Origin of the sequence: Pseudodesulfovibrio tunisiensis (assembly GCF_022809775.1) — a bacterium.
GTDB lineage: Bacteria > Desulfobacterota > Desulfovibrionia > Desulfovibrionales > Desulfovibrionaceae > Pseudodesulfovibrio > Pseudodesulfovibrio tunisiensis.
In genome coordinates this window covers 2,592,879-2,611,373 of record NZ_CP094380.1, presented here as the reverse complement: position 1 = coordinate 2,611,373, position 18,495 = coordinate 2,592,879, and the positions used below count along the sequence as shown (strand labels likewise).

The window sequence follows — 18,495 nt, the reverse complement described above, 5'->3', positions numbered from 1 at the left end:
CATGCTTTTGCAAGGAAAAAAGGCCCTGATATTCGGCGTGGTCAATGACCGCAGCATTGCCTACGGCATTGCAAGGCAGTTCCGGGAACACGGCGCACGCCTCGGGTTCAGTCATGCCGCCGACCCCATCCGCAAGCGACTGGAGCCCATTGCCGAATCCCTGGACGGGGAAATGCTGTTCAAGTGCGACGTGACCAGCGACGAGGACATTGCGGCCGGGGCCGAGCTGGTACGCGGGAAATGGGGCGGGGTGGATATTCTTGTCCATTCCATTGCCTATGCCAACCGCGAGGACCTCAAGGGCCGGTTCATCGACACCAGCCGCGAGGGCTACCGCATCGCGCTGGACATTTCATCCTATTCCCTCGTGGCCCTGTGCCGGGCCTATGAGCCGCTGCTTTCCCCGGGCGCATCCGTGATCACCCTGAGCTACTACGGCGCGGGCAAGGTGGTGGCCAACTACAATGCCATGGGCGTGGCCAAGGCCGCGCTCGAAGCCTGCGTGCGCTACCTGTCCGTTGATCTGGGCAAGAGCGGGGTGCGCATCAACGCGATTTCCGCAGGCCCGGTCAAGACCATGGCGGCCTCGGCCATTTCCGGGTTCGGCACCATCCTGTCGCGCATCGAGGAAAAGGCGCCCCTGCATCGCAACATCACGGTGGACGACGTGGGCAGGAGCGCGCTGTTTCTGGCCTCGGACCTTTCCTCGGGCACGACGGGCGAAGTGATGTTCGTGGATTCCGGCTACAACATCATGGGCGTGTGACGTGTCCCGCGCACGCAGGACCCTTTCCGTGCTCGTGGTGCAGCAGGAGGACTACGAGCGAAAAAGGCTGGCCGAACTGCTTTCCGGCGCCGCCGCCGAGGTGCGCACGGCCCGGGACGGTCGCGAGGGCCTGAACCGGTACCATGCGGCCGAACCGGACATTCTGGTCACGGACATTCTTCTTCCGCGTCTCGATGGACTGGACCTGATCCGCGCCGTGCGCCGGGACCGGGCCGACGCCCAGATCATCGCCACATTCGGGCCGTACAACCCCAAGACCCTGCTTCAGGCCGTGGAGTGCGACGTGCAGGCCTTCCTGCGCCTGCCCGTGAACCCGGGCAGACTGCTGGCTGCGGTCCGCCGCTGCGCGCGCAACATCGCCATGCACCGCAGACTGGCGCAGGCCGACTATTCCCTGCGCCACATGCTGGACCTGTTTCCCGGTCCGGCGCTTCTGGCCCGGGGCAACGACGTGGTGTACGCCAACCGGCGGATCTGCTCCTTTTTCGGCCATGCGGACCATGAGGCCATGTCCCGGCTTGATCTGGGGATCGAGGATTTTCTGGTCAGCCTGAACCATGAACCGTATTCCGGTCTGCCCGGGGAATGGATCGACGCCATCGTGAACGATCCGCTGGACCGCGAACACGTGGTGCAACTGGAAAATCCGCGCACGCCCTCGGCACGCCCGTCCGCGTTCGCCGTGACCTTCAACCCGTTTCCGGATTCGGATCTGCGCGTGTTCACGTTTCAGGACGTGAGCGAACTGGAGGAGGAAAAGGCCCGTCTTCGGGACGAGGCGTCCACGGACCCGCTCACCCGCGCCCTGAATCGCCGCAGTTTTCTGCGTCTGCTGGATCGGCACATGTTTTCGGGCAAGCCGTTCTCCCTGATCATGTTCGACATCGATCATTTCAAGTCCATCAACGACACCTATGGCCATGACGTGGGCGACGCAGTGCTGCGCGAGATATCCGCTCTCGTGCGGGAAAACATCCGCGAGACGGACACGCTGGCCCGCTGGGGCGGGGAGGAATTCATGGTGCTTGCCGGAAACTCGGCCCCGGACCGGGCCGCGCACGAGGCCGAACGCCTGCGCAGCGCCGTGGCCGAATTCGCGTTCACGGGCGTGCCCGGACAAATTACGTCCAGCTTCGGCGTGGCCCGCCACGTCTTGGGCGAGGATCAGGAAACCCTGCTCAAGCGTGTGGATCAGGCCCTGTATCAGGCCAAGGAAAACGGACGAAACAGAATCGTTCTGGATGAGAAATAGAAGGCCGGGCGAGTCGATCACGCACGCCTAGTCGTGGTGGTACGGCATGTTCTTCTGAATGGTGGCTGCACGGTAGAGCTGCTCAAGAAGCATGACTCGGGCGAGCTCGTGGGGGAAGGTCATGTCGCTCAGGCGGATGGCGAAGCGGGCCTGCTTCCTGACCTCGTCGGACAGGCCGAAGGGACCGCCGATGACGAAGACCGGTCGCTGATTGGGGGCGTCGGTCCATGTCTGGAGCTTGGCCGCGAACTTGCGGGACGTGAACCGTTCACCGTGTTCGTCCAGAATGATCAGGATGTCGCCCTTGCCCACCTTGGACAGGATGGATTCACCTTCGCGTCTGCTCTTTTCCTCGGGCGGCAGCTTGCCGGGCGCGTCCCTGATCATGTTCTCTTCCAGCTTGTGGAAGCGCGACAGCTTTTTCCAGTACAGCTCGCACCCTTTTTGGGAAAAGGGTTCCTTGAGCTTGCCCACCCAGATGAATCCGATCTTCGACATCAATACCTCTGAAAACGATTGAAAGAAGCAGCAAGGAGCACAGGACGCACCTCGGGAGACCGATCCGCGCCGGCCTTCGCGAGAACGCAGCCTTGCAGGCGCCTTGCTAGATGCTCATGAGCCGTGCGTTCAGTTCGGTCCCGTCCCAGTCCACGCGAACGTATCCGCCGCCCGCAAACATGCCCGGGTTGAAGACCGGAGTGTTGCCGATCATGTCCATGCCGGTTCCCTCGTGAATATGCCCGGTCAGGACCAGATCGGGTTTTGCCCGTTCAATGAAGACGCGCACGGAAAGACTGCCCACATGCGTGCCGTCCGGAAGCATGTCCAGTCTGGTGTTGCGGGGCGGCTCGTGCACGGCCAGAATCAGCCTGTCGTACTGCTCGGCCAGGGAACGGGTTCGATCCAGCCATTCGCCCAGGGTTTCGTCGTCCACCTCGCTGGGCGTGCCGAACGGGGTTCGCGCGGACATGCCCACGCCCATGACGCCCAGCCCGGGCGCGAGTTCGCGGACCTGCAGATGCAGATTCATGCCCTTGCCCGCCAGATACTCGGTCACGTCGGTTGTGTCCATGTTTCCGAGCTGGGCCAGAATGTTGGGATTGCGCGCCGCAATGGCGGAAATCACCCTGTCCGCAGCAACGCGGTCGCCCCGGTTGGTCAGGTCGCCCGTAATAATGATCCCCTCGGCCTCCTCCAGATCGGGAATGCTCTCCAAGGGGGTGATATGTTCGTGAATGTCTCCGAATGCTATCCAGTACATGTGCGCCTCCTTGATCTGCAACGGTATACCATATTGCCGGGAAACCCAAGGTTGGCCTTGCAAACCCCGAACAAAAGGAATGCAAGGCGCAAGAAAAGGACAGGATCGACGCGTATTCCGATACGCGAGAGTCTGGCCTTTCCGCAGCAACGCCGCAGATTGCCGTTTTCAAAACCGGCTGTCTCGAAATGGTGAGATGCAAGGCGCAAGGAAAGGGCAGGATCGACGCGTATTCCGATACGCGAGAGTCCGGCCTTTCCGCAGCAACGCCGCAGATTGCCGTTTTCAAAACCGGCTGTCTCGAAATGGTGAGATGCAAGGCGCAAGAAAAGGACAGGATCGACGCGTATTCCAATACGCGAGAGTCTGGCCTTTCCGCAGCAACGCCGCAGATTGCCGTTTTCAAAACCGGCTGTCTCGAAATGGTGAGATGCAAGGCGCAAGAAAAGGGCAGGATCGACGCGTATTCCGATACGCGAGAGTCTGGCCTTTACGCAGCAACGCCGCAGATTGCCGTTTCGAGACAGCCAGCTAGAGAGGCCAGAAGAACATGACCGCTGGCACGGCCACGGCCGTGACGATCACGGACACGGGCAACCCCACGCGCCAGTAGTCGCTGAACTGGTAGCCGCCCGGGCCCATGACCAGCGTGCAGGACTGGTGTCCGATGGGCGTGAGAAACGGGGAGGAGCAGGCCACGGCCGTGAGCATGAGAAAGGTGTCCGGGGACGCGCCCAGTCCCTTGGCCACGCCGATGGCAATGGGCGCCATGAGCACGGCGGCGGCCGCATTGTTGATGAGATTGGAAAGCAGCATGGTGCCCACGCAGAGCACGGTCAGGATCGCGGCGGGCGGCAGACTGCCGGAAAACGACAGGAGCGCCCCGGCCAATGTGTCGGCTCCGCCTGTTGATTCCAGCGCCGTGCCCAGTGGCAGCATGGCCCCGAGCAGCACGATGACCGGCCATTCCACGCTGCGGTACACGTCGCGCATGGTCAGGACGCCGGTGAAGAGCATGCCCAGCACGGCCAGAGTCACGGATATGGACACGTGCAGGACATTGAACGCGGTCAGCAGGATGGACACGCCGAAGATGCCAGCCGCAAGCAGTACGGGCCGGGGCGAACCGAACGCCAGTTCCCGGCTGGCAATGGGCATGCATGCCAGCCGCCGGAACGCCTCGGCCAGCACGTCGGCCCCGCCCTGCACCAGCAGGATGTCTCCCGCCTTGAACCGGGTGGCCTTGAGCCGGGAACGCACGCGTTCGCCCCGGCGGGACACGGCCAGCACGTTCACCCCGAACCGGGTCCGCACCCGAAGTTCGCGAACCGTGCTGCCGATGAGCGGAGAGTCCGTGCGCACCACGGCCTCCTGAAATTCCATTTCCGCGACCGAAAGTTCCCGGCCTATCTGCACGTCCGAGCACGCCTGCCGGTTTTCCGCCAGAATTCTGGAACAATGATCCTTGGAACCGCCCAGAAGAAATCCGGTCTTCTGCAGAAATTCGTCCAGAGTCTCGCTGTCCGCCTCGATGACCAGCACGTCGCCTTCCCGAAGCTGTTCATTGGGCGCGGGCATGTGCGGATGATCATTTCCGCGCAGCAGACTGACGTACACCGCGTCGGTCTCGTGGAACGCCTGCACGTCGACAAGGGGACGGCCTGCATGGGGCGAACCTTCGGGCACCACCAGTTCCGTGAGGTAGGCATCCATGTCGAAGAGCTGTTCGCGCGAGCCCTGTCCCTTGCGCACGGGCAGGAGCCGCCAGCCCAGAAAGGTGATGAACGCGCCCGCAACCACGGCCACGCAGAATCCCACGGGCGCGAAGTCGAACATCCGGAAGGGCGCGCCCAGCTCGTTGTCCCGAAACCCCGCGATGATCAGGTTGGGCGGAGTGCCGATGATGGTGATCTGGCCGCCGAGCAGGGAGGCAAAGGCAATGGGTATGAGGTAATAGGACGGGGATCGGTCCGCGCGCACGGCCAGCCGGATGGCCACGGGCATGGTCAGGGCCAGTGCGCCCACGTTGTTCATGAAGGCCGAGGCCACGGTCACCACCCCGACCAGCGCGCCAAGCTGCACGTACATGTTCGAGCCGAACCGTTCGATCCATGTGGCCAGCATGTCCACCAGCCCGGCCTTTTCCAGACCACGCGAGACCACGAGCACCATGGCCACGGTAATCACGGCCGGGTCCGCGAATCCGCCGAACACCTCGGACGCGGGTATCAGCCCGGCAACAGCCACGACCATGAGCGCGATCATGGCAACCACATCGTATCTGGGCCGTCCGTACACGAAGAGCACGAGGGCAAGGGCAAGGGTTCCGAACACGATGAACTGGTCGAGCATGGGGCCGCCTTTGGCTGAAGTCCGGGAAAAGGGCACTGTTCCAGAATGAATCAGAATCCGACTGATTCGTCAATCCTGCAAGGCCTTCCCGATCCGCTGTTCCGGACCGTTCCCCGAATCCGAGGTGCCGTTCGCCGAATCCCGGGTTGCCTCGTGTTCGGGCCGATGCTAGTCAACGGCAAGGCTTGGAAAAAAAAGCGAGGCACACATGTTACTCGGCATAGACGTCGGCGGCACGCACACGGACGCGGTCGCCGTGAAGGTCGATCAAGACGGGGCGCGCGTGATCGCGTCCTGCAAGGTTCCCACCCGGCACCACGATCTGATGTGGTCCATCGACACGGCTCTGGATGCCATTCTGGAGCAGGTGGACCGCAACCAGGTCTCGCAGCTCAACCTTTCCACCACGCTTTCCACCAATGCCATCGTGGAAGGAAAGATCGAGGACGTGGGCGTGCTGGTCAGCGCCGGGCCCGGCATTGATCCGCACAACTTCATGCCCTGCCGCGATTTTCACGTCATCGACGGGTCCGTGGACCACCGGGGCAACGAGATCAGGGCGTTGTCGCGCGAGCAGCTCGATCAGGCTCTGGCTTCCTGCCGGAAGAACGGAGTGCGCGTATTCGCGGTGGTGGGCAAGTTTTCCACGCGCAATCCGCGCCATGAGAACGCCATGCGTCGGGCCGCGTGCGCCTGCGACGATGACGCCCGGTGCGAGGCCGCGGATTTCGTCACGTCCGGTCATCAGCTCGGCGGAGCCCTGAATTTTCCGCGCCGCATTGCCACGGCCTATTTCAACTGCGCAGTGTGGCGGCTGTTCAACGAGTTTGCGGACGCGGGCGAAGCCTCCCTCAGGGAAAAGGGACTGGGCGACGTCACCGTGAACATCCTCAAGGCGGACGGCGGCACCATGCCCCTGAGCCAGTCGCGCACCCTGCCGGTGCAATCCATCTTTTCCGGCCCGGCAGCCAGCGTCATGGGCATTGTCGCCCTGACCGACATCTTTCACGACTCCGTGATTCTGGACATCGGCGGCACCACCACGGACATTGCGGTGTTTGCGGACGGCGCGCCCCTGATCGAACGGGACGGCATCCACATCGGCTCGCACCCCACATCCGTGAACGCGCTCAAGGTCCGGTCCATCGGCCTTGGCGGGGATTCCGCGGTCTCGATCATTGGCGACGAGGTCGCTGTGGGCCCGAACCGGCTCGGCCCGCCCGTGTCTCTTGGCGGCGAACGGCTCACCCTCACGGACTGCCTCAATTTTCAGGGGGCGTGCGAGGTGGGCGACACTGCCGCCTCGAAGCAGGCCGTGGAACGGTTTGCCGAGGCGCATACCATGCCTGCGGACGCGCTTGCGGACCGGGCCGTGGAATACGCTGCACGCAAAATTCATGACGAGACCCGCGCCCTTGTGGACGAGATCAACTCCAAGCCCGTGTACACCATTCACGAGCTGCTCGAAGGCAAGCGCGTGGTGCCGCGCAAGCTGTATCTCATGGGCGGTCCGGCCCAGGCACTGCGCGATCCGGTCTTCCACCAGTTCAAACTGTCCACCGAGGTTCCCCCGAACTACGGGGTGGCCAATGCCGTGGGCGCGGCCCTGACCCGCACCACGTGGGAACTGGAACTCTTTGCCGACACCCAGCGGCACGTGCTGTTCATCCCCTCGCTCTCCTACAGGGAAAACGTGCCGTCCGGCTATGATCTGGACGCGGCGCGCGAGGACGCGGTGAACCAGCTCGTGATGCAGCTCGACTCGCTGGGCGTGCGACTCAATGCGGAGGACGCGAAGATCACCCATGCGTCCAGCTTCAACATGATCGACGGATACGAGCGCGCGGGCAGGAACATCCGCGTGAAATGCCAGGTGCGGCCCGGAGTCTCGGCCACGCTGGCAAAGGAGGCGTAAGCCCATGCTCAAGGCGGAAACCAGCCTCGGCATCATCTTTTTCCCGGCATTCGACTGGGCCATCTCCCCGACACATCCGGAACGCGAGGAACGGCTGCTCTACACGCAGGACCAGTTGCGCGAGGAAGGCATCTTCGACATCGAGGGCATCGGGGAATACAAGCCGGACGTGGCGTCCGTGGAGGACGTGGAGCGCGTGCACTTCTGCTTTCCGGACGTGGACGCCGTGGCCACGCGGTCGCACATGATCTCGGCGGGCGGGGCCATGAAGGCCGCGGAACTCGTGATGAGCGGGGAACGCAGACGCGCCTTTGCCATGACCCGGCCCCCGGGACATCACGCCATGAAGGTGGTGCACGGCTCGCGCGGGTTCTGCAACATCAACATCGAAGCCGTGATGATCGAATCCATCCGCGAAAAGTACGGGCACAAGCGCATTGCCATCGTGGACACGGACTGTCATCACGGGGACGGCACGCAGGACATCTACTGGCACGATCCGGACACCCTGTTCATCTCCCTGCATCAGGACGGGCGCACCCTGTATCCGGGCACGGGATTTCCGCAGGACATGGGCGGCCCCACCGCACTGGGCCGGACCCTGAACATCCCGCTGCCGCCCAACACGTCGGACGAGGGATTCCTCATGGCCGTGGAACGCGTGGTCCTGCCCATCCTCAAGGACTTCAAGCCCGATCTGGTCATCAACTCCGCAGGACAGGACAACCATTTCACGGACCCCATCACCAACATGAACTTCTCGGCGCAGGGCTATGCGGCCATGAACGAGATGCTTGCCCCGGACATTGCCGTGCTCGAAGGCGGATATTCGATTCAGGGCGCGCTGCCCTACGTGAATCTGGGCATCTGTCTGGCCATGGCCGGGCTGGACTATTCCCATGTGCGCGAGCCCAACTACGAGCCGGAGCGGATTCGGCAGGACCAGCGCACCACGGACTACATAAACAAGCTGTGCGACGTGCTGCCCGAACTGTACTTCAATCCCCCGCCGTTCCAGGGCGGCGACCGGGACGGGCAGGGCGTGATATCCGGGGACGTGTTCACCCGGCGCAAGAACATCTACTACGATACGGATGGCATCAGCGAGAACCAGCAGGAAACCCTGCACCTCTGCGACCAGTGCCGGGGCGTGTACAAGGTGGAGACCAGCTCGTCCAGCAATCCCCTGAGCCTTGGCGTGGAAATCCCGTGGAACGCCTGCCCGCACTGCCGGGAGCTGGGGCACCGCCTCGTGGAGGAAGCCCAGCTCAAGGGCGGGGGCTATCGCTACATCCAGCTCATCAACCGCAAGGACAGGGAATACCTGCGCTACGGTTTCTGAAGCACGGACGAAAGAATACCGCGTGTTTTCCCTTCCCGTCCTGAAGGCTGTCGAGAAAGGTTCGAATGTCAGGCGCGCAAAAAAAGGCAAGCCCGACGCGTATTGTGCATACGCGAGGGTTTGCCTTTTCTTGCGCAACGACGCAATCGGGCCTTTATCGGCAGCCGAGGCTATTTCGGCTGATAGGCGCGGATGAGATAGACCGGCTTGACCGGCACATCCTGATACAGGCCCGAGCGTCCGGTCTTGACCTGATGAATCTTCTCCACCACGTCCATGCCCCGGATGACCTTGCCGAAGACCGTGAACCCGGGCTTCTGGTGCATGGTCTTTTCCTTGAAGCTGTCCTTGACCAGCCCCTGATTCAGGGCCGCGTTGTCCGCGGCATTGAAATAGAACTGGCTGGTGGCGGAATTCACGTCCCCGATGCGGCGGGCCATGGCAATGGTGCCCTTGTCGTTCAGCAGGGAGTTGTTGGCCTCGCTGGCAATGGGGCCGAGGGTGCGCTTCTTCTTCATGGGAAATTCGAAGCCCCCGCCCTGCACGATGTCGATGCCGCCCTTGCCCGGCTTGGAGCGCACCACACGGTGAAAGATGGTGCTGTCATAGAACCCGTCGTTCACGTAGCGCAGAAAGTTGTCCACCGTGATCGGGGCCTGTTTGGGGTAGAGCATGACGATGATCCGGCCCATGGAGGTTTCCATCACCACCACGGGGTTCGGACCGGCCTGTGCCGCGTTCGGGCCAAGGATCGTGCCCGCGAAAAGCAGCAGGGTCAGGGTCATGGCAAAAAGGGAAACGCGAATGCATTTCATGGCAAACCTCGTTCTCGTTTTGGTGCTGCTTCGGGCAGCCGATTAGCGGGCGAGCTTGTTCAGGAGGACTTCCCGGGCCGCGGCCTCGTCCAGCCTGTGTCCGGTCCAGAGTTCGAACTGGGCCAGTCCCTGATTCAGGAACATGTCCAGCCCTGAAATCACGATGCACTTCGCCTTCCTCGCCTGCCTGAGCAGCAGGGTTTCCAGCGGATTGTAGACCATGTCGTACACCACGGCGTTTTCCGGAAACCGGTTTCCGTCCCATGGGGACTGATCCCGGAATTCCCCCTGCATGCCAAGCGGCGTGCAGTTGACGATGAGTCCGGGCGATTCCTCGGCGCGCATGTCCCAGTCCACATACCGGACAGCGAAGTCATGGGCAATGGATTGCGCCCGGGAGCGCGTGCGGTTGGTCACGGCCACTTCGGACACGCCGAGCTCCATGAGTCCGGCCACTGCGGCCCGGGCCGCGCCGCCCGATCCCATGACCAGAGCGGACTCGGGCAGGGATTCCAGCTTGACGAGCGGGGCGATGAATCCGGCCACGTCCGTGTTTTCGCCGCACAGGCGGTCCCTGTCCCAGTACAGGGTGTTCACCGCGCCCACGGCCTTTGCCCGGTAGGTGAGAAAATCCAGATGCTCCATGACCGCCTGCTTGTGCGGAATGGTCACGCTCAGGCCGTGAATCGGGGTTTCCCGAACCTGATACATGAAATCGTCCAGTTGCTCCGGCTTCGTGGGCCAGACCTGATATTCGCAGTCCAGGCCAAGGCCCTGAAACCCCCAGTTGTGCAGGGCCGGGCTCATGGTGTGGCCGAGCGGCCAGCCGATAATGCCGTACTGTCGGGTCATGCGTCCTCCGGTCCGGACTATATGCCGCACCTGCCGGGAAATTCAAGCCCTTGGGAGGACCGGAAATCCGGGTATTTTACCTTGACGGAACACTCCATTTTCATTGGAAAAATTCATTTCCGCAGTTGACAAGCCGCACAGGTTCATGGGTAGACCCTGCCGGAAGCCGGAAAAAGGGTGCCCGGTTTCAGGCTTTTCTTTTCGCGAAATAATGGTATTCCTCTTCGGAAGACCTGATCATCGGAATATCATCGGCAAAGCCGAGAACATGCCCCGGAGGTGCCATATGTCTGACGTTCTGGATTGGAGCGGAGCCGCGCTGGAAAAGCTGAACACGGCCCCGTACGAAGCGGCCGTAGGCCGCATGGCCGAACACCTGCGCCAGGAAGTCGGCGCCGGAAGGCTTCCCTTCCTCTCCATGCCCTACATGAACGCGCTCAAGGCGCAGCTTCAGGAGCTGAGCCCGCTGCTCAAGACCTTCGACCACATGCTGCTGCTCGGCATCGGCGGGTCGGCTCTGGGTGCACGGGCCCTGCAAAAGGCGTTTTTTCCGCAGCAGGACCAGCCCGGACACAGCGGTCCGTGTCTCTGGATCGCGGACAACGTGGACGCCTACGCTCTTGAAGCGAATCTGGCCAAACTGCCCCCGGAAAACACCGTGGTGGTCACGGTTTCCAAATCCGGCGGAACCATCGAGACCGTGGGCCAATACTTCATCGCCAAGGAATGGATGCAGGAAAAGCTTGGCGACGCATGGCAGGAACACATGATTCTGGTCACGGACGAAAAACAGGGCTATCTGCGCGAGGAAGCCGACAGATTCGGCATTCCGGCCCTGCCCGTGCCCGACAATCTCGGAGGCCGCTATTCCGTGCTCTCGGCCGTGGGCCTGATTCCGGCCCAGTTTCTGGGCATGGACGTGTGTGCCCTGTTCGACGGCGCAAGGGACATCGCCGCCAGGCTTGCCGCGCCCGATCTGGACGCCGGAACGCTGGAGGCACATCCCTCGTTCCAGCTCGCGGTCTGGGGCGCATCCCTGATGGACGCGGGTTTCGACGAAATGATCTTTTTCTCCTACATTCCGCTCTGGGCCTGCTTCGGGGACTGGTTTGCCCAGCTCTGGGCCGAGTCTCTGGGCAAGGAAGGCAAGGGCAGCCAGCCCATCCCGGCCATCGGGGTCACGGACCAGCATTCCGTGAACCAGATGTTTCTGGATGGCAGGCGCAACAAGGCCTGCCTGTTCCTGACCTGCCCGAATCTGCCCGCAGGGCCGAAATTCCCGGCTGACCTGCCGGAAAAATTCGGGTATGTGGCGGGCAAGGACTTCGGAGAACTCATCCAGGCGGAGGGTCTGGGAACGCGCATGGCCCTGAGTGCCAGCGGGGTTCCCCTTGTGGAAATCCGCCTTGAGCGCGACGAACCGAGGCAGGCGGGCAAGCTCATTGCCCTGCTCGGCGCAGCCACGATTCTCACGGGCTGGCTCATGGGCATCAATCCGCTGGACCAGCCTGCCGTGGAACTGGGCAAGCGTCTGGCAAAGGCGCGGCTCGGCGCGGACGGGCTCAAGGAGGAAAAGGCCGATCTTCAGGCCTTCCTCACTGCGGACAGGGACATACGGGAGTTGTAATAGTTGCATCAGGAACCCATATACGGGGGCAGGCCTCTCCAGATAGTGAAGCTCCTCACGTGGACGCTCTTCATCATCATTCTGGGGTTCAGCCTGCTCCTTTCCGTTTTCATCTCCAAATACGCGGAAGGCACCCTGCTGGAAAAGCAGGAGGAATTCGGGCTGCTGCTGGCCGAGAACGTGAGCCATCAGGTGTTCACGCGCTTTGTCATGCCCACGGTCTACCGCTATGGCGGCATCCGGCTGCGTCACCCGGACCAGTTCGACAATCTCGATCAGGTGGTGCGCTCCACCATTCACAGCTTTCACGTCACGTCCCTGCGCATCTATGACGCGGAAGGGACCATCACCTATTCCCTGAACAAGGACGAGGTGGGCGAAAAGAAGGGGCCGCTCTACCGGATCACCCACACCTGGGACACCGAGGAATTCAGTTCCGAAATCATTGCCAACGTGTCCAAGTTCATGGCCCTGTTCCGCATGACGCTCCAACCGGGCAGCCTCACGCTCCGGGCCTACTATCCGCTCCGGGCCGAACGCAGCCTGACCGAGATGAGCGAAAACCCGATCATGGGCATTCTGGAATTCCAGCAGGACATCACGGACGACTACAAGGCCATCCTCAACTTCGAGCGGCTGGTCATCGCCTTTTCCCTGCTCACCTCGCTGGGCCTGTTCTTCATCATTCTCGTGGTCATCCGCCGGGCCGAACGGCTGCATCTGGAGAACCTCCGGGAAAAGGAACGGTACGAGCGCGAGCTCATGCAGCAGGAAAAGCTTGCGGGCATGGGCCGCATGGTCTCTGGCGTGGCCCACGAGATCCGCAATCCGCTGGGCATCATCTGCTCCAGCGCGGAACTCATCCTGAAAAAGGCGCGCAAGGATCAGGCCCCGAATCCCCGGCTCATCGAAGCCCTGTTCGAGGAGGCCAAGCGACTGTCACGCACCGTGACCGAATTTCTGGACTATGCCCGCCCCAGACAGCCCGTGCGTCGGCCCGTGGACGTGTCCCGGCTGCTGGAGCAGGTGTCCGTGTTTCTGGAGCCGGAATGCGAAAAGCTGGGCGTGACCGTGGAACGCGACTATTCCGGAGACGTGACCACGCAGGGCGACAAGGACCTGCTCTACCGCGCCTTCTACAACATTCTGGCCAACGCGCTTCAGGCCATGAACGGCCCGGGCGCCATCCACATCACGGCGGTGCGGGAGAACGGCAACGTGCACGTGACCATGCTGGACTCGGGGCCGGGCTTCGATCCCGAGCATCTGGAGCAGGTGCGCGACCCGTTCTTCACGACCAAGGATTCCGGCACCGGACTGGGGCTGGCCCTTGTCAGCACCATTCTGGAAAGCCACGGCGCATCCCTGGACCTGTCCAACAACGCGGACGGCGGAGCCAGGGTGGACATGATCTTCCCTGACCAGTAGAACAGGGAACCTCGCCCGAGAATCCGGGCGGCAAACCGAAATCCATTCAGACACAAAGGCCGCAGACCATGTCCGCGAACATACTCATACTTGACGACGAAAAGAACTATCTCCTGATTCTGGAAAGCCTGCTCGAAGACGAGGGGTACAACGTGACCGCCCTGGCCGATCCGGAAATGGGCATGGCCTATCTCGAGGAATCCGAGGTGGACGTGGTGCTCACGGACATGAAGATGCCCAGGATGACCGGGCAGGACGTGCTGGAGCGGGTCAAAAAGAATTATCCGCACATCCCGGTGCTGATCATGACCGCGTTCGGGTCCATCGAGGCGGCCGTGGAAGCCATGCGCATCGGCGCGTTCGACTACATCACCAAGCCGTTTGCCAACGAGGAAATGCTGCTCTCCCTGTCCAAGGCCGTGCAGTACGCCGAAACCCAGCAGGAAAACGTGCGGCTCAAGCGCGAGATGCGCGAGCGGTACGGCAAGGGCAGCATCATTGCCCGGGGCAAGGGCATGGAGCAGGTGCTGGACATGGTGGACCGGGCCGCGCCCAGCAGGTCCACGGTCCTGATTCTCGGCGAGTCGGGCACGGGCAAGGAACTCATTGCCCGGGCCATCCACAACTCCTCGCCACGCCGCGACCAGGCCTTCGTGTCCGTGAACTGCATGGCCCTGAATCCGGGCGTGCTGGAATCCGAGCTGTTCGGCCATGAAAAGGGCTCGTTCACCGGGGCCACGGCCATGCGCAAGGGCAAGTTCGAGCAGGCCAGCAAGGGCACCCTGTTTCTGGACGAGATCGGCGAACTGACCCCGGAATTGCAGGTCAAGCTGCTGCGCGTGCTTCAGGAACACCAGATCGAACGCGTGGGCGGCGCCGAAACCATTGACGTGGACATCCGCATCGTGGCCGCCACCAACAAGAATATTCAGGAAGCCGTGGCAAAGGGCGAATTCCGCGAGGACCTGTTCTATCGCCTGAACGTGGTTTCCCTGTTCCTGCCCCCCCTGCGCGAGCGGCGCGAGGACATTCCGTTGCTGGCCGCGCATTTCCTGGAAAAGTATTCCCGCATCAACGGGGTTGAATTCAAGGGGTTCACCTCGGCGGCCATGGATTACCTCACGGCCTATGAATGGCCGGGCAACGTGCGCCAGCTTGAAAATGTGGTGGAGCGGTGCACGGTCCTGACCCGGGCCGACGTGATCGACGCGGACGACCTGCCGCCCGAGATCAAGGACGAGGAAGCCCAGTTCAAGAGCGCGGTCGATCTGCTGCCCTCGCGTCTGAATCTGGCCGAAACCATGGACAGGATCGAAGGCGCGCTCGTGCGCCGAGCTCTGGTCAAGGCGGATTTCGTGCAGGTCAAGGCCGCGGAAATGCTCGGACTCTCCAAGAGCAACCTGCAATACAAGCTCAAGAAATACGAATTGGCAGGCAAGGCCAAGTAATCATGATAGTTCCCGACTACCCCTATGTTTCCGACTTTCTGAAGGCGTCGGTCTCCGCGCTCGGCATCGACGTGCTGGACACCGCCCCGGCACGCGCCCTGCTGGCCGGTGCAGACGTGCGCTTTGCGTCCCGCGACGAACTGGCCGACCGCATCGCCAGAGGCGAGGCCGTGTACACCAATTCCGAAAACAGTCTGGAAGCCGTGCTGGACGCAGCCGGAGATTCCGCTCTGGCCCGGCGCATCGAGCTGTGCAAGGACAAGGCCGCGTTCCGCGAGGCCCTTGCCGGGCTGTATCCGGATTTCCGGTTCCGGCGCGTGCCGCTGGAAGAACTGGAATCGCTGGACGTGACCGCGCTGCCCAAGCCGTTCGTGATCAAGCCGGCCCGGGGATTCTTCAGCCTTGGCGTGCATCCCGTGTTTGCGGACGAGGAATGGCCCGGCGTGGTCAAGGCCATCCGCGAGGAAACCCGGACCATCAATCAGGACTATCCCGAGGCCGTGGTGGACCGCGCCATGTTTCTGGCCGAAGAGGCGTTGCAGGGCGAGGAATACGCCATTGACGCGTATTTCCGCGCCGACGGGCAGGCCGTGATCCTGAACGTGTATCACCATGTGTTCCCGTCCGCGGACGATGTGAGCGACCGGCTCTACTACACCTCGGAAACCATTATCCGCGAAAAGCTGCCCCGGTTCCGCGAGGCTGTGCAGGCCATTGGCAAGACGCTGGATTTCCGCGACTTCTGCATGCATCTGGAAGTGCGCGAGGACGCGAGCGGCAACGTGGTGCCCATCGAGGCCAATCCCCTGCGCTTTGCAGGCTGGTGCGTGGCCGACCTGTCCTGGTTCGCATGGGGCTTCAATCCCTACGAATACTATTTCAGGGGCATGGAACCGGACTGGGACGCGATCCTGAAGGAACGCGGCAACATGATCTATTCCATGTGCATCGGGGACGTGCCTCCGGGCGTGGACCGCAACGCCATCGAATCCGTGGATTACGACGGATTTGCCGACCTGTTCCATTCCGTGCTGGAATTGCGGCGCATCGATCACACGGCCTATCCCGTGTTCGCGTTTGCCTTTGCCGCCACGCCCGAATCGGAAATGGACGAGCTGAAAAAGGTGCTGTCTGCGGATTTTTCACACTATCTGCGCATGAAATAGCAACAACGGCAAAAATGTTCGCAAGGGCGGCCCCTGCATCGGAAATCCGGTGGGGGCCGCCTTTTTTCATGCGTTCCAGCCCCTTGCCCGGTTTCATGACAATGCGGAAACACCTGATATCCCTTGGTTGCGCTTCATGCGGCCATTCGGTATGTAATTCTGCTCCGCTCCACATCGGCGCGGAAATATTCCATCTGATACGAGGTACCGCATGATCAGACCAGACTTTGAAAAGATGAACGGATTGGTCCCGGCCATTGCGCAGGATGCCGAAACCGGCGAAATCCTGATGATGGCCTACATGAACGAGGAAGCATGGGACAGGACACTGGAAACCGGCGAGGCCCATTACTGGAGCCGCAGCCGACATACGCTATGGCATAAGGGCGGTACCTCGGGCCATACGCAGAAGGTGAAGTCCATCCGCATCGATTGCGACGACGACACCCTGGTGCTTCTCATCGACCAGATCGGCGGCGCGGCCTGTCACAAGGGCTACCGCAGCTGTTTTTTCCGTGAACTCAAGAACGGCGAGGTCCGCGAATGTTCGCCTCTCGTCTTCGACCCCAAGGAGGTCTACAAGTAATGTCCGAACCATATCTCAGACTCGGTGTGCCCAAGGGCTCTCTTCAGGATGCCACCATCAACCTGTTTGCCAAGGCGGGCTGGAAGATCAAGCTGCACCACCGCAACTATTTCCCGGACATTGACGACGACCGCATCAAATGCTCGCTGGCTCGAGCGCAGGAAATGTCCGTGTACGTGGAAAACGGCACGTTCGACGTGGGCCTGACCGGCAGCGACTGGATCAGCGAGAACAATTCCGACGTGGTGGTCGTGGACGATCTGATCTATTCCAAGGTGTCCAACCGCCCGGCCCGCTGGGTGCTGTGCGTGAACGGCAACTCCCCGTTCAAGCGGCCCGAGGATCTGGAAGGCAAGAAGGTGGCCACCGAACTGGTGGGCTTTACCAAAAGCTATTTCGAATCCCTTGGCGTGAACGTGGACGTATCCTTTTCCTGGGGCACCACCGAAGCCAAGGTCGTGGAAGGGCTGTGCGACGCCATCGTGGAGATCACCGAGACCGGCACCACGATCAAGGCCAACGGCCTGCGCATCATTGCCGAACTCATGCAGACCAACACCCGGCTCATTGCCAACAGGGACGCCTGGGCCGACCCCGAGAAGCGCAAGCTCATCGAGGAAATCAACCTGCTGCTTCAGGGCGCACTGCGCGCGGACAAGATGGTCGGCCTCAAGATGAACCTGCCCAAGGACAAGCTCAAGGACGCGAACGGCTCCCTGCCCAGCATGACCTCGCCCACCGTGGCCGAGTTGCAGGACCCGAACTGGCTGTCCGTGGAAATCATGGTCGAGGAATCCGTGGTGCGCAAACTCATCCCGGAACTCAAGGCCCTTGGCGCGGAAGGCATCATCGAATACCCGCTGAACAAGGTCATCTAGTTCAGTCGGTTGCCATGGATACGAACATCAGGCGTCCCGCCCCGAAATGGGGTGGGACGCTTTTTTCATTTTGACGGGCCGCATCCGGCGGCATGAAGGAATGGAGACAACTCCTATTTCTTGTTTCGCTCCTTCTCTTCCTTTTCGGGTCCCTTCACATCCAAAAGATGTTTTCCAAACGAAAAGAGCGCCTTGTCCACGGCCCGGGTCTGCTTGGAGACTCCCTCCCAATCCCTGCCGTCGCCGTTGGACTTTTCCCTGAACAGATTGAAGAACGGAATGTATTCCTCAACGTATGCCATTGAATACGCCGTATAGGAACTGGGAATCTCCTCGATTTCTCCGGTTTTCAGATACTTCATGGCGCGATAGACATGCTGGTCGAAGATGGGAAAACTTTCCGGATGGTTGCAATGGAGCCAGAACGCAGGCCAGATGGTGGTTCCACAGGTTTCGAAATACTGGCGAAGTCCCTCATGGTCTTCCGGTGAAGTCGGAAGCGGGGAATACTTTCGATACCTGTCGATGGCCTGAGGTTGTTTTCCGTACAACTCCCGTCCGTTTTTCCATTTGAACAACTCCGATATCTTTTCGTCGTTCAATTCACCCTTCATGTTCTCAAAGTATTCATGGTCAGGGTACACATAAAATTTTTCCCAGAAATTGATGAAGTCTTCCTGAGACACCACAGCATGGGAAGGGGTCGGCGTTATAATATAGAAATGCATGCTCTCTCCTTGGCGTGAAACACAACTGTTATACAGAACGTTCTTTTAATTGATGAAC

At 61.4% G+C, this 18,495-nt stretch carries 16 protein-coding genes; 10 read left to right on the top strand and 6 right to left on the bottom strand.

Annotation, left to right across the window (positions count from 1 at the left end):
- Nucleotide 1 precedes the first annotated feature (1 nt).
- Nucleotides 2–766, top strand: a complete 765-nt coding sequence (locus MPN23_RS12575) for an enoyl-ACP reductase FabI (RefSeq protein ID WP_243544539.1) — start codon at nucleotides 2–4, stop codon at nucleotides 764–766.
- Between the two features lies 1 nt (nucleotide 767).
- Nucleotides 768–2,039: a GGDEF domain-containing response regulator gene (locus MPN23_RS12570; RefSeq protein ID WP_243544538.1), complete on the top strand. Its 1,272-nt coding sequence runs from the start codon at nucleotides 768–770 to the stop codon at nucleotides 2,037–2,039.
- A gap of 27 nt (nucleotides 2,040–2,066) precedes the next feature.
- On the opposite strand, the gene MPN23_RS12565 is transcribed toward MPN23_RS12570, so the two are convergent.
- From MPN23_RS12565 to MPN23_RS12555, 3 genes are all read right to left on the bottom strand, one after another.
- Nucleotides 2,067–2,537, bottom strand: a complete 471-nt coding sequence (locus MPN23_RS12565; protein WP_243544537.1) for a 23S rRNA (pseudouridine(1915)-N(3))-methyltransferase RlmH — start codon at nucleotides 2,535–2,537, stop codon at nucleotides 2,067–2,069.
- 106 nt (nucleotides 2,538–2,643) lie between these two features.
- Nucleotides 2,644–3,300 (bottom strand): metallophosphoesterase family protein, encoded by a 657-nt coding sequence (locus MPN23_RS12560; protein ID WP_243544536.1) that lies wholly within the window; start codon nucleotides 3,298–3,300, stop codon nucleotides 2,644–2,646.
- A gap of 531 nt (nucleotides 3,301–3,831) precedes the next feature.
- Nucleotides 3,832–5,652, bottom strand: coding sequence for an SLC13 family permease (locus MPN23_RS12555; protein WP_243544535.1), 1,821 nt, complete (start codon nucleotides 5,650–5,652; stop codon nucleotides 3,832–3,834).
- A 208-nt stretch (nucleotides 5,653–5,860) separates the two neighbouring features.
- On the opposite strand from MPN23_RS12555, the gene MPN23_RS12550 reads away from it, so the two are divergent.
- On the top strand, nucleotides 5,861–7,567 hold the full coding sequence (locus tag MPN23_RS12550; RefSeq protein ID WP_243544534.1) for a hydantoinase/oxoprolinase family protein: 1,707 nt from the start codon (nucleotides 5,861–5,863) through the stop codon (nucleotides 7,565–7,567).
- 4 nt (nucleotides 7,568–7,571) lie between these two features.
- Entirely contained in the window at nucleotides 7,572–8,909 is a 1,338-nt protein-coding gene (locus tag MPN23_RS12545) for a histone deacetylase family protein (protein WP_243544533.1), read from the top strand.
- A gap of 170 nt (nucleotides 8,910–9,079) precedes the next feature.
- On the opposite strand, the gene MPN23_RS12540 is transcribed toward MPN23_RS12545, so the two are convergent.
- Nucleotides 9,080–9,724, bottom strand: coding sequence for a peptidylprolyl isomerase (locus MPN23_RS12540; RefSeq protein ID WP_243544532.1), 645 nt, complete (start codon nucleotides 9,722–9,724; stop codon nucleotides 9,080–9,082).
- Between the two features lie 42 nt (nucleotides 9,725–9,766).
- A complete protein-coding gene (aroE, locus tag MPN23_RS12535) occupies nucleotides 9,767–10,576 on the bottom strand; it encodes a shikimate dehydrogenase (RefSeq protein WP_243544531.1) in 810 nt (269 codons plus the stop codon).
- Nucleotides 10,577–10,862: 286 nt separating this feature from the next.
- Here aroE and MPN23_RS12530 point away from each other — a divergent pair, with 286 nt between their 5' ends.
- From MPN23_RS12530 to hisG, 6 genes are all read left to right on the top strand, one after another.
- A complete protein-coding gene (locus tag MPN23_RS12530) occupies nucleotides 10,863–12,203 on the top strand; it encodes a glucose-6-phosphate isomerase (RefSeq protein ID WP_243544530.1) in 1,341 nt (446 codons plus the stop codon).
- 3 nt (nucleotides 12,204–12,206) lie between these two features.
- Nucleotides 12,207–13,631 carry an ATP-binding protein gene (locus MPN23_RS12525; protein WP_243544529.1) on the top strand — a complete coding sequence of 475 codons (1,425 nt, stop codon included), beginning with the start codon at nucleotides 12,207–12,209 and terminating at the stop codon, nucleotides 13,629–13,631.
- Nucleotides 13,632–13,699: 68 nt separating this feature from the next.
- Nucleotides 13,700–15,079 (top strand): sigma-54-dependent transcriptional regulator, encoded by a 1,380-nt coding sequence (locus MPN23_RS12520; RefSeq protein WP_243544528.1) that lies wholly within the window; start codon nucleotides 13,700–13,702, stop codon nucleotides 15,077–15,079.
- A 2-nt stretch (nucleotides 15,080–15,081) separates the two neighbouring features.
- Nucleotides 15,082–16,245 carry an ATP-grasp domain-containing protein gene (locus MPN23_RS12515; RefSeq protein ID WP_243544527.1) on the top strand — a complete coding sequence of 388 codons (1,164 nt, stop codon included), beginning with the start codon at nucleotides 15,082–15,084 and terminating at the stop codon, nucleotides 16,243–16,245.
- A 211-nt stretch (nucleotides 16,246–16,456) separates the two neighbouring features.
- A complete protein-coding gene (gene hisI, locus MPN23_RS12510) occupies nucleotides 16,457–16,831 on the top strand; it encodes a phosphoribosyl-AMP cyclohydrolase (RefSeq protein ID WP_243544526.1) in 375 nt (124 codons plus the stop codon).
- Entirely contained in the window at nucleotides 16,831–17,709 is an 879-nt protein-coding gene (hisG, locus tag MPN23_RS12505; RefSeq protein WP_243544525.1) for an ATP phosphoribosyltransferase, read from the top strand. Before hisI ends, hisG begins: the two co-directional genes overlap by 1 nt.
- A gap of 113 nt (nucleotides 17,710–17,822) precedes the next feature.
- On the opposite strand, the gene MPN23_RS12500 is transcribed toward hisG, so the two are convergent.
- On the bottom strand, nucleotides 17,823–18,437 hold the full coding sequence (locus MPN23_RS12500; protein WP_243544524.1) for a hypothetical protein: 615 nt from the start codon (nucleotides 18,435–18,437) through the stop codon (nucleotides 17,823–17,825).
- Nucleotides 18,438–18,495 lie beyond the last annotated feature (58 nt).

What these genes read in the sequence shown, in the direction of transcription:
- MPN23_RS12575 (WP_243544539.1), top strand. Translation starts at nt 2, where the DNA reads ATGCTTTTGCAAGGAAAAAAGGCCCTGATATTCGGCGTGGTCAATGAC.
- MPN23_RS12565 (WP_243544537.1), bottom strand. Translation starts at nt 2,537, where the DNA reads ATGTCGAAGATCGGATTCATCTGGGTGGGCAAGCTCAAGGAACCCTTT.
- MPN23_RS12560 (WP_243544536.1), bottom strand. Translation starts at nt 3,300, where the DNA reads ATGTACTGGATAGCATTCGGAGACATTCACGAACATATCACCCCCTTG.
- MPN23_RS12555 (WP_243544535.1), bottom strand. Translation starts at nt 5,652, where the DNA reads ATGCTCGACCAGTTCATCGTGTTCGGAACCCTTGCCCTTGCCCTCGTG.
- MPN23_RS12550 (WP_243544534.1), top strand. Translation starts at nt 5,861, where the DNA reads ATGTTACTCGGCATAGACGTCGGCGGCACGCACACGGACGCGGTCGCC.
- MPN23_RS12545 (WP_243544533.1), top strand. Translation starts at nt 7,572, where the DNA reads ATGCTCAAGGCGGAAACCAGCCTCGGCATCATCTTTTTCCCGGCATTC.
- MPN23_RS12540 (WP_243544532.1), bottom strand. Translation starts at nt 9,724, where the DNA reads ATGAAATGCATTCGCGTTTCCCTTTTTGCCATGACCCTGACCCTGCTG.
- aroE (WP_243544531.1), bottom strand. Translation starts at nt 10,576, where the DNA reads ATGACCCGACAGTACGGCATTATCGGCTGGCCGCTCGGCCACACCATG.
- MPN23_RS12530 (WP_243544530.1), top strand. Translation starts at nt 10,863, where the DNA reads ATGTCTGACGTTCTGGATTGGAGCGGAGCCGCGCTGGAAAAGCTGAAC.
- MPN23_RS12520 (WP_243544528.1), top strand. Translation starts at nt 13,700, where the DNA reads ATGTCCGCGAACATACTCATACTTGACGACGAAAAGAACTATCTCCTG.
- MPN23_RS12515 (WP_243544527.1), top strand. Translation starts at nt 15,082, where the DNA reads ATGATAGTTCCCGACTACCCCTATGTTTCCGACTTTCTGAAGGCGTCG.
- hisI (WP_243544526.1), top strand. Translation starts at nt 16,457, where the DNA reads ATGATCAGACCAGACTTTGAAAAGATGAACGGATTGGTCCCGGCCATT.
- hisG (WP_243544525.1), top strand. Translation starts at nt 16,831, where the DNA reads ATGTCCGAACCATATCTCAGACTCGGTGTGCCCAAGGGCTCTCTTCAG.
- MPN23_RS12500 (WP_243544524.1), bottom strand. Translation starts at nt 18,437, where the DNA reads ATGCATTTCTATATTATAACGCCGACCCCTTCCCATGCTGTGGTGTCT.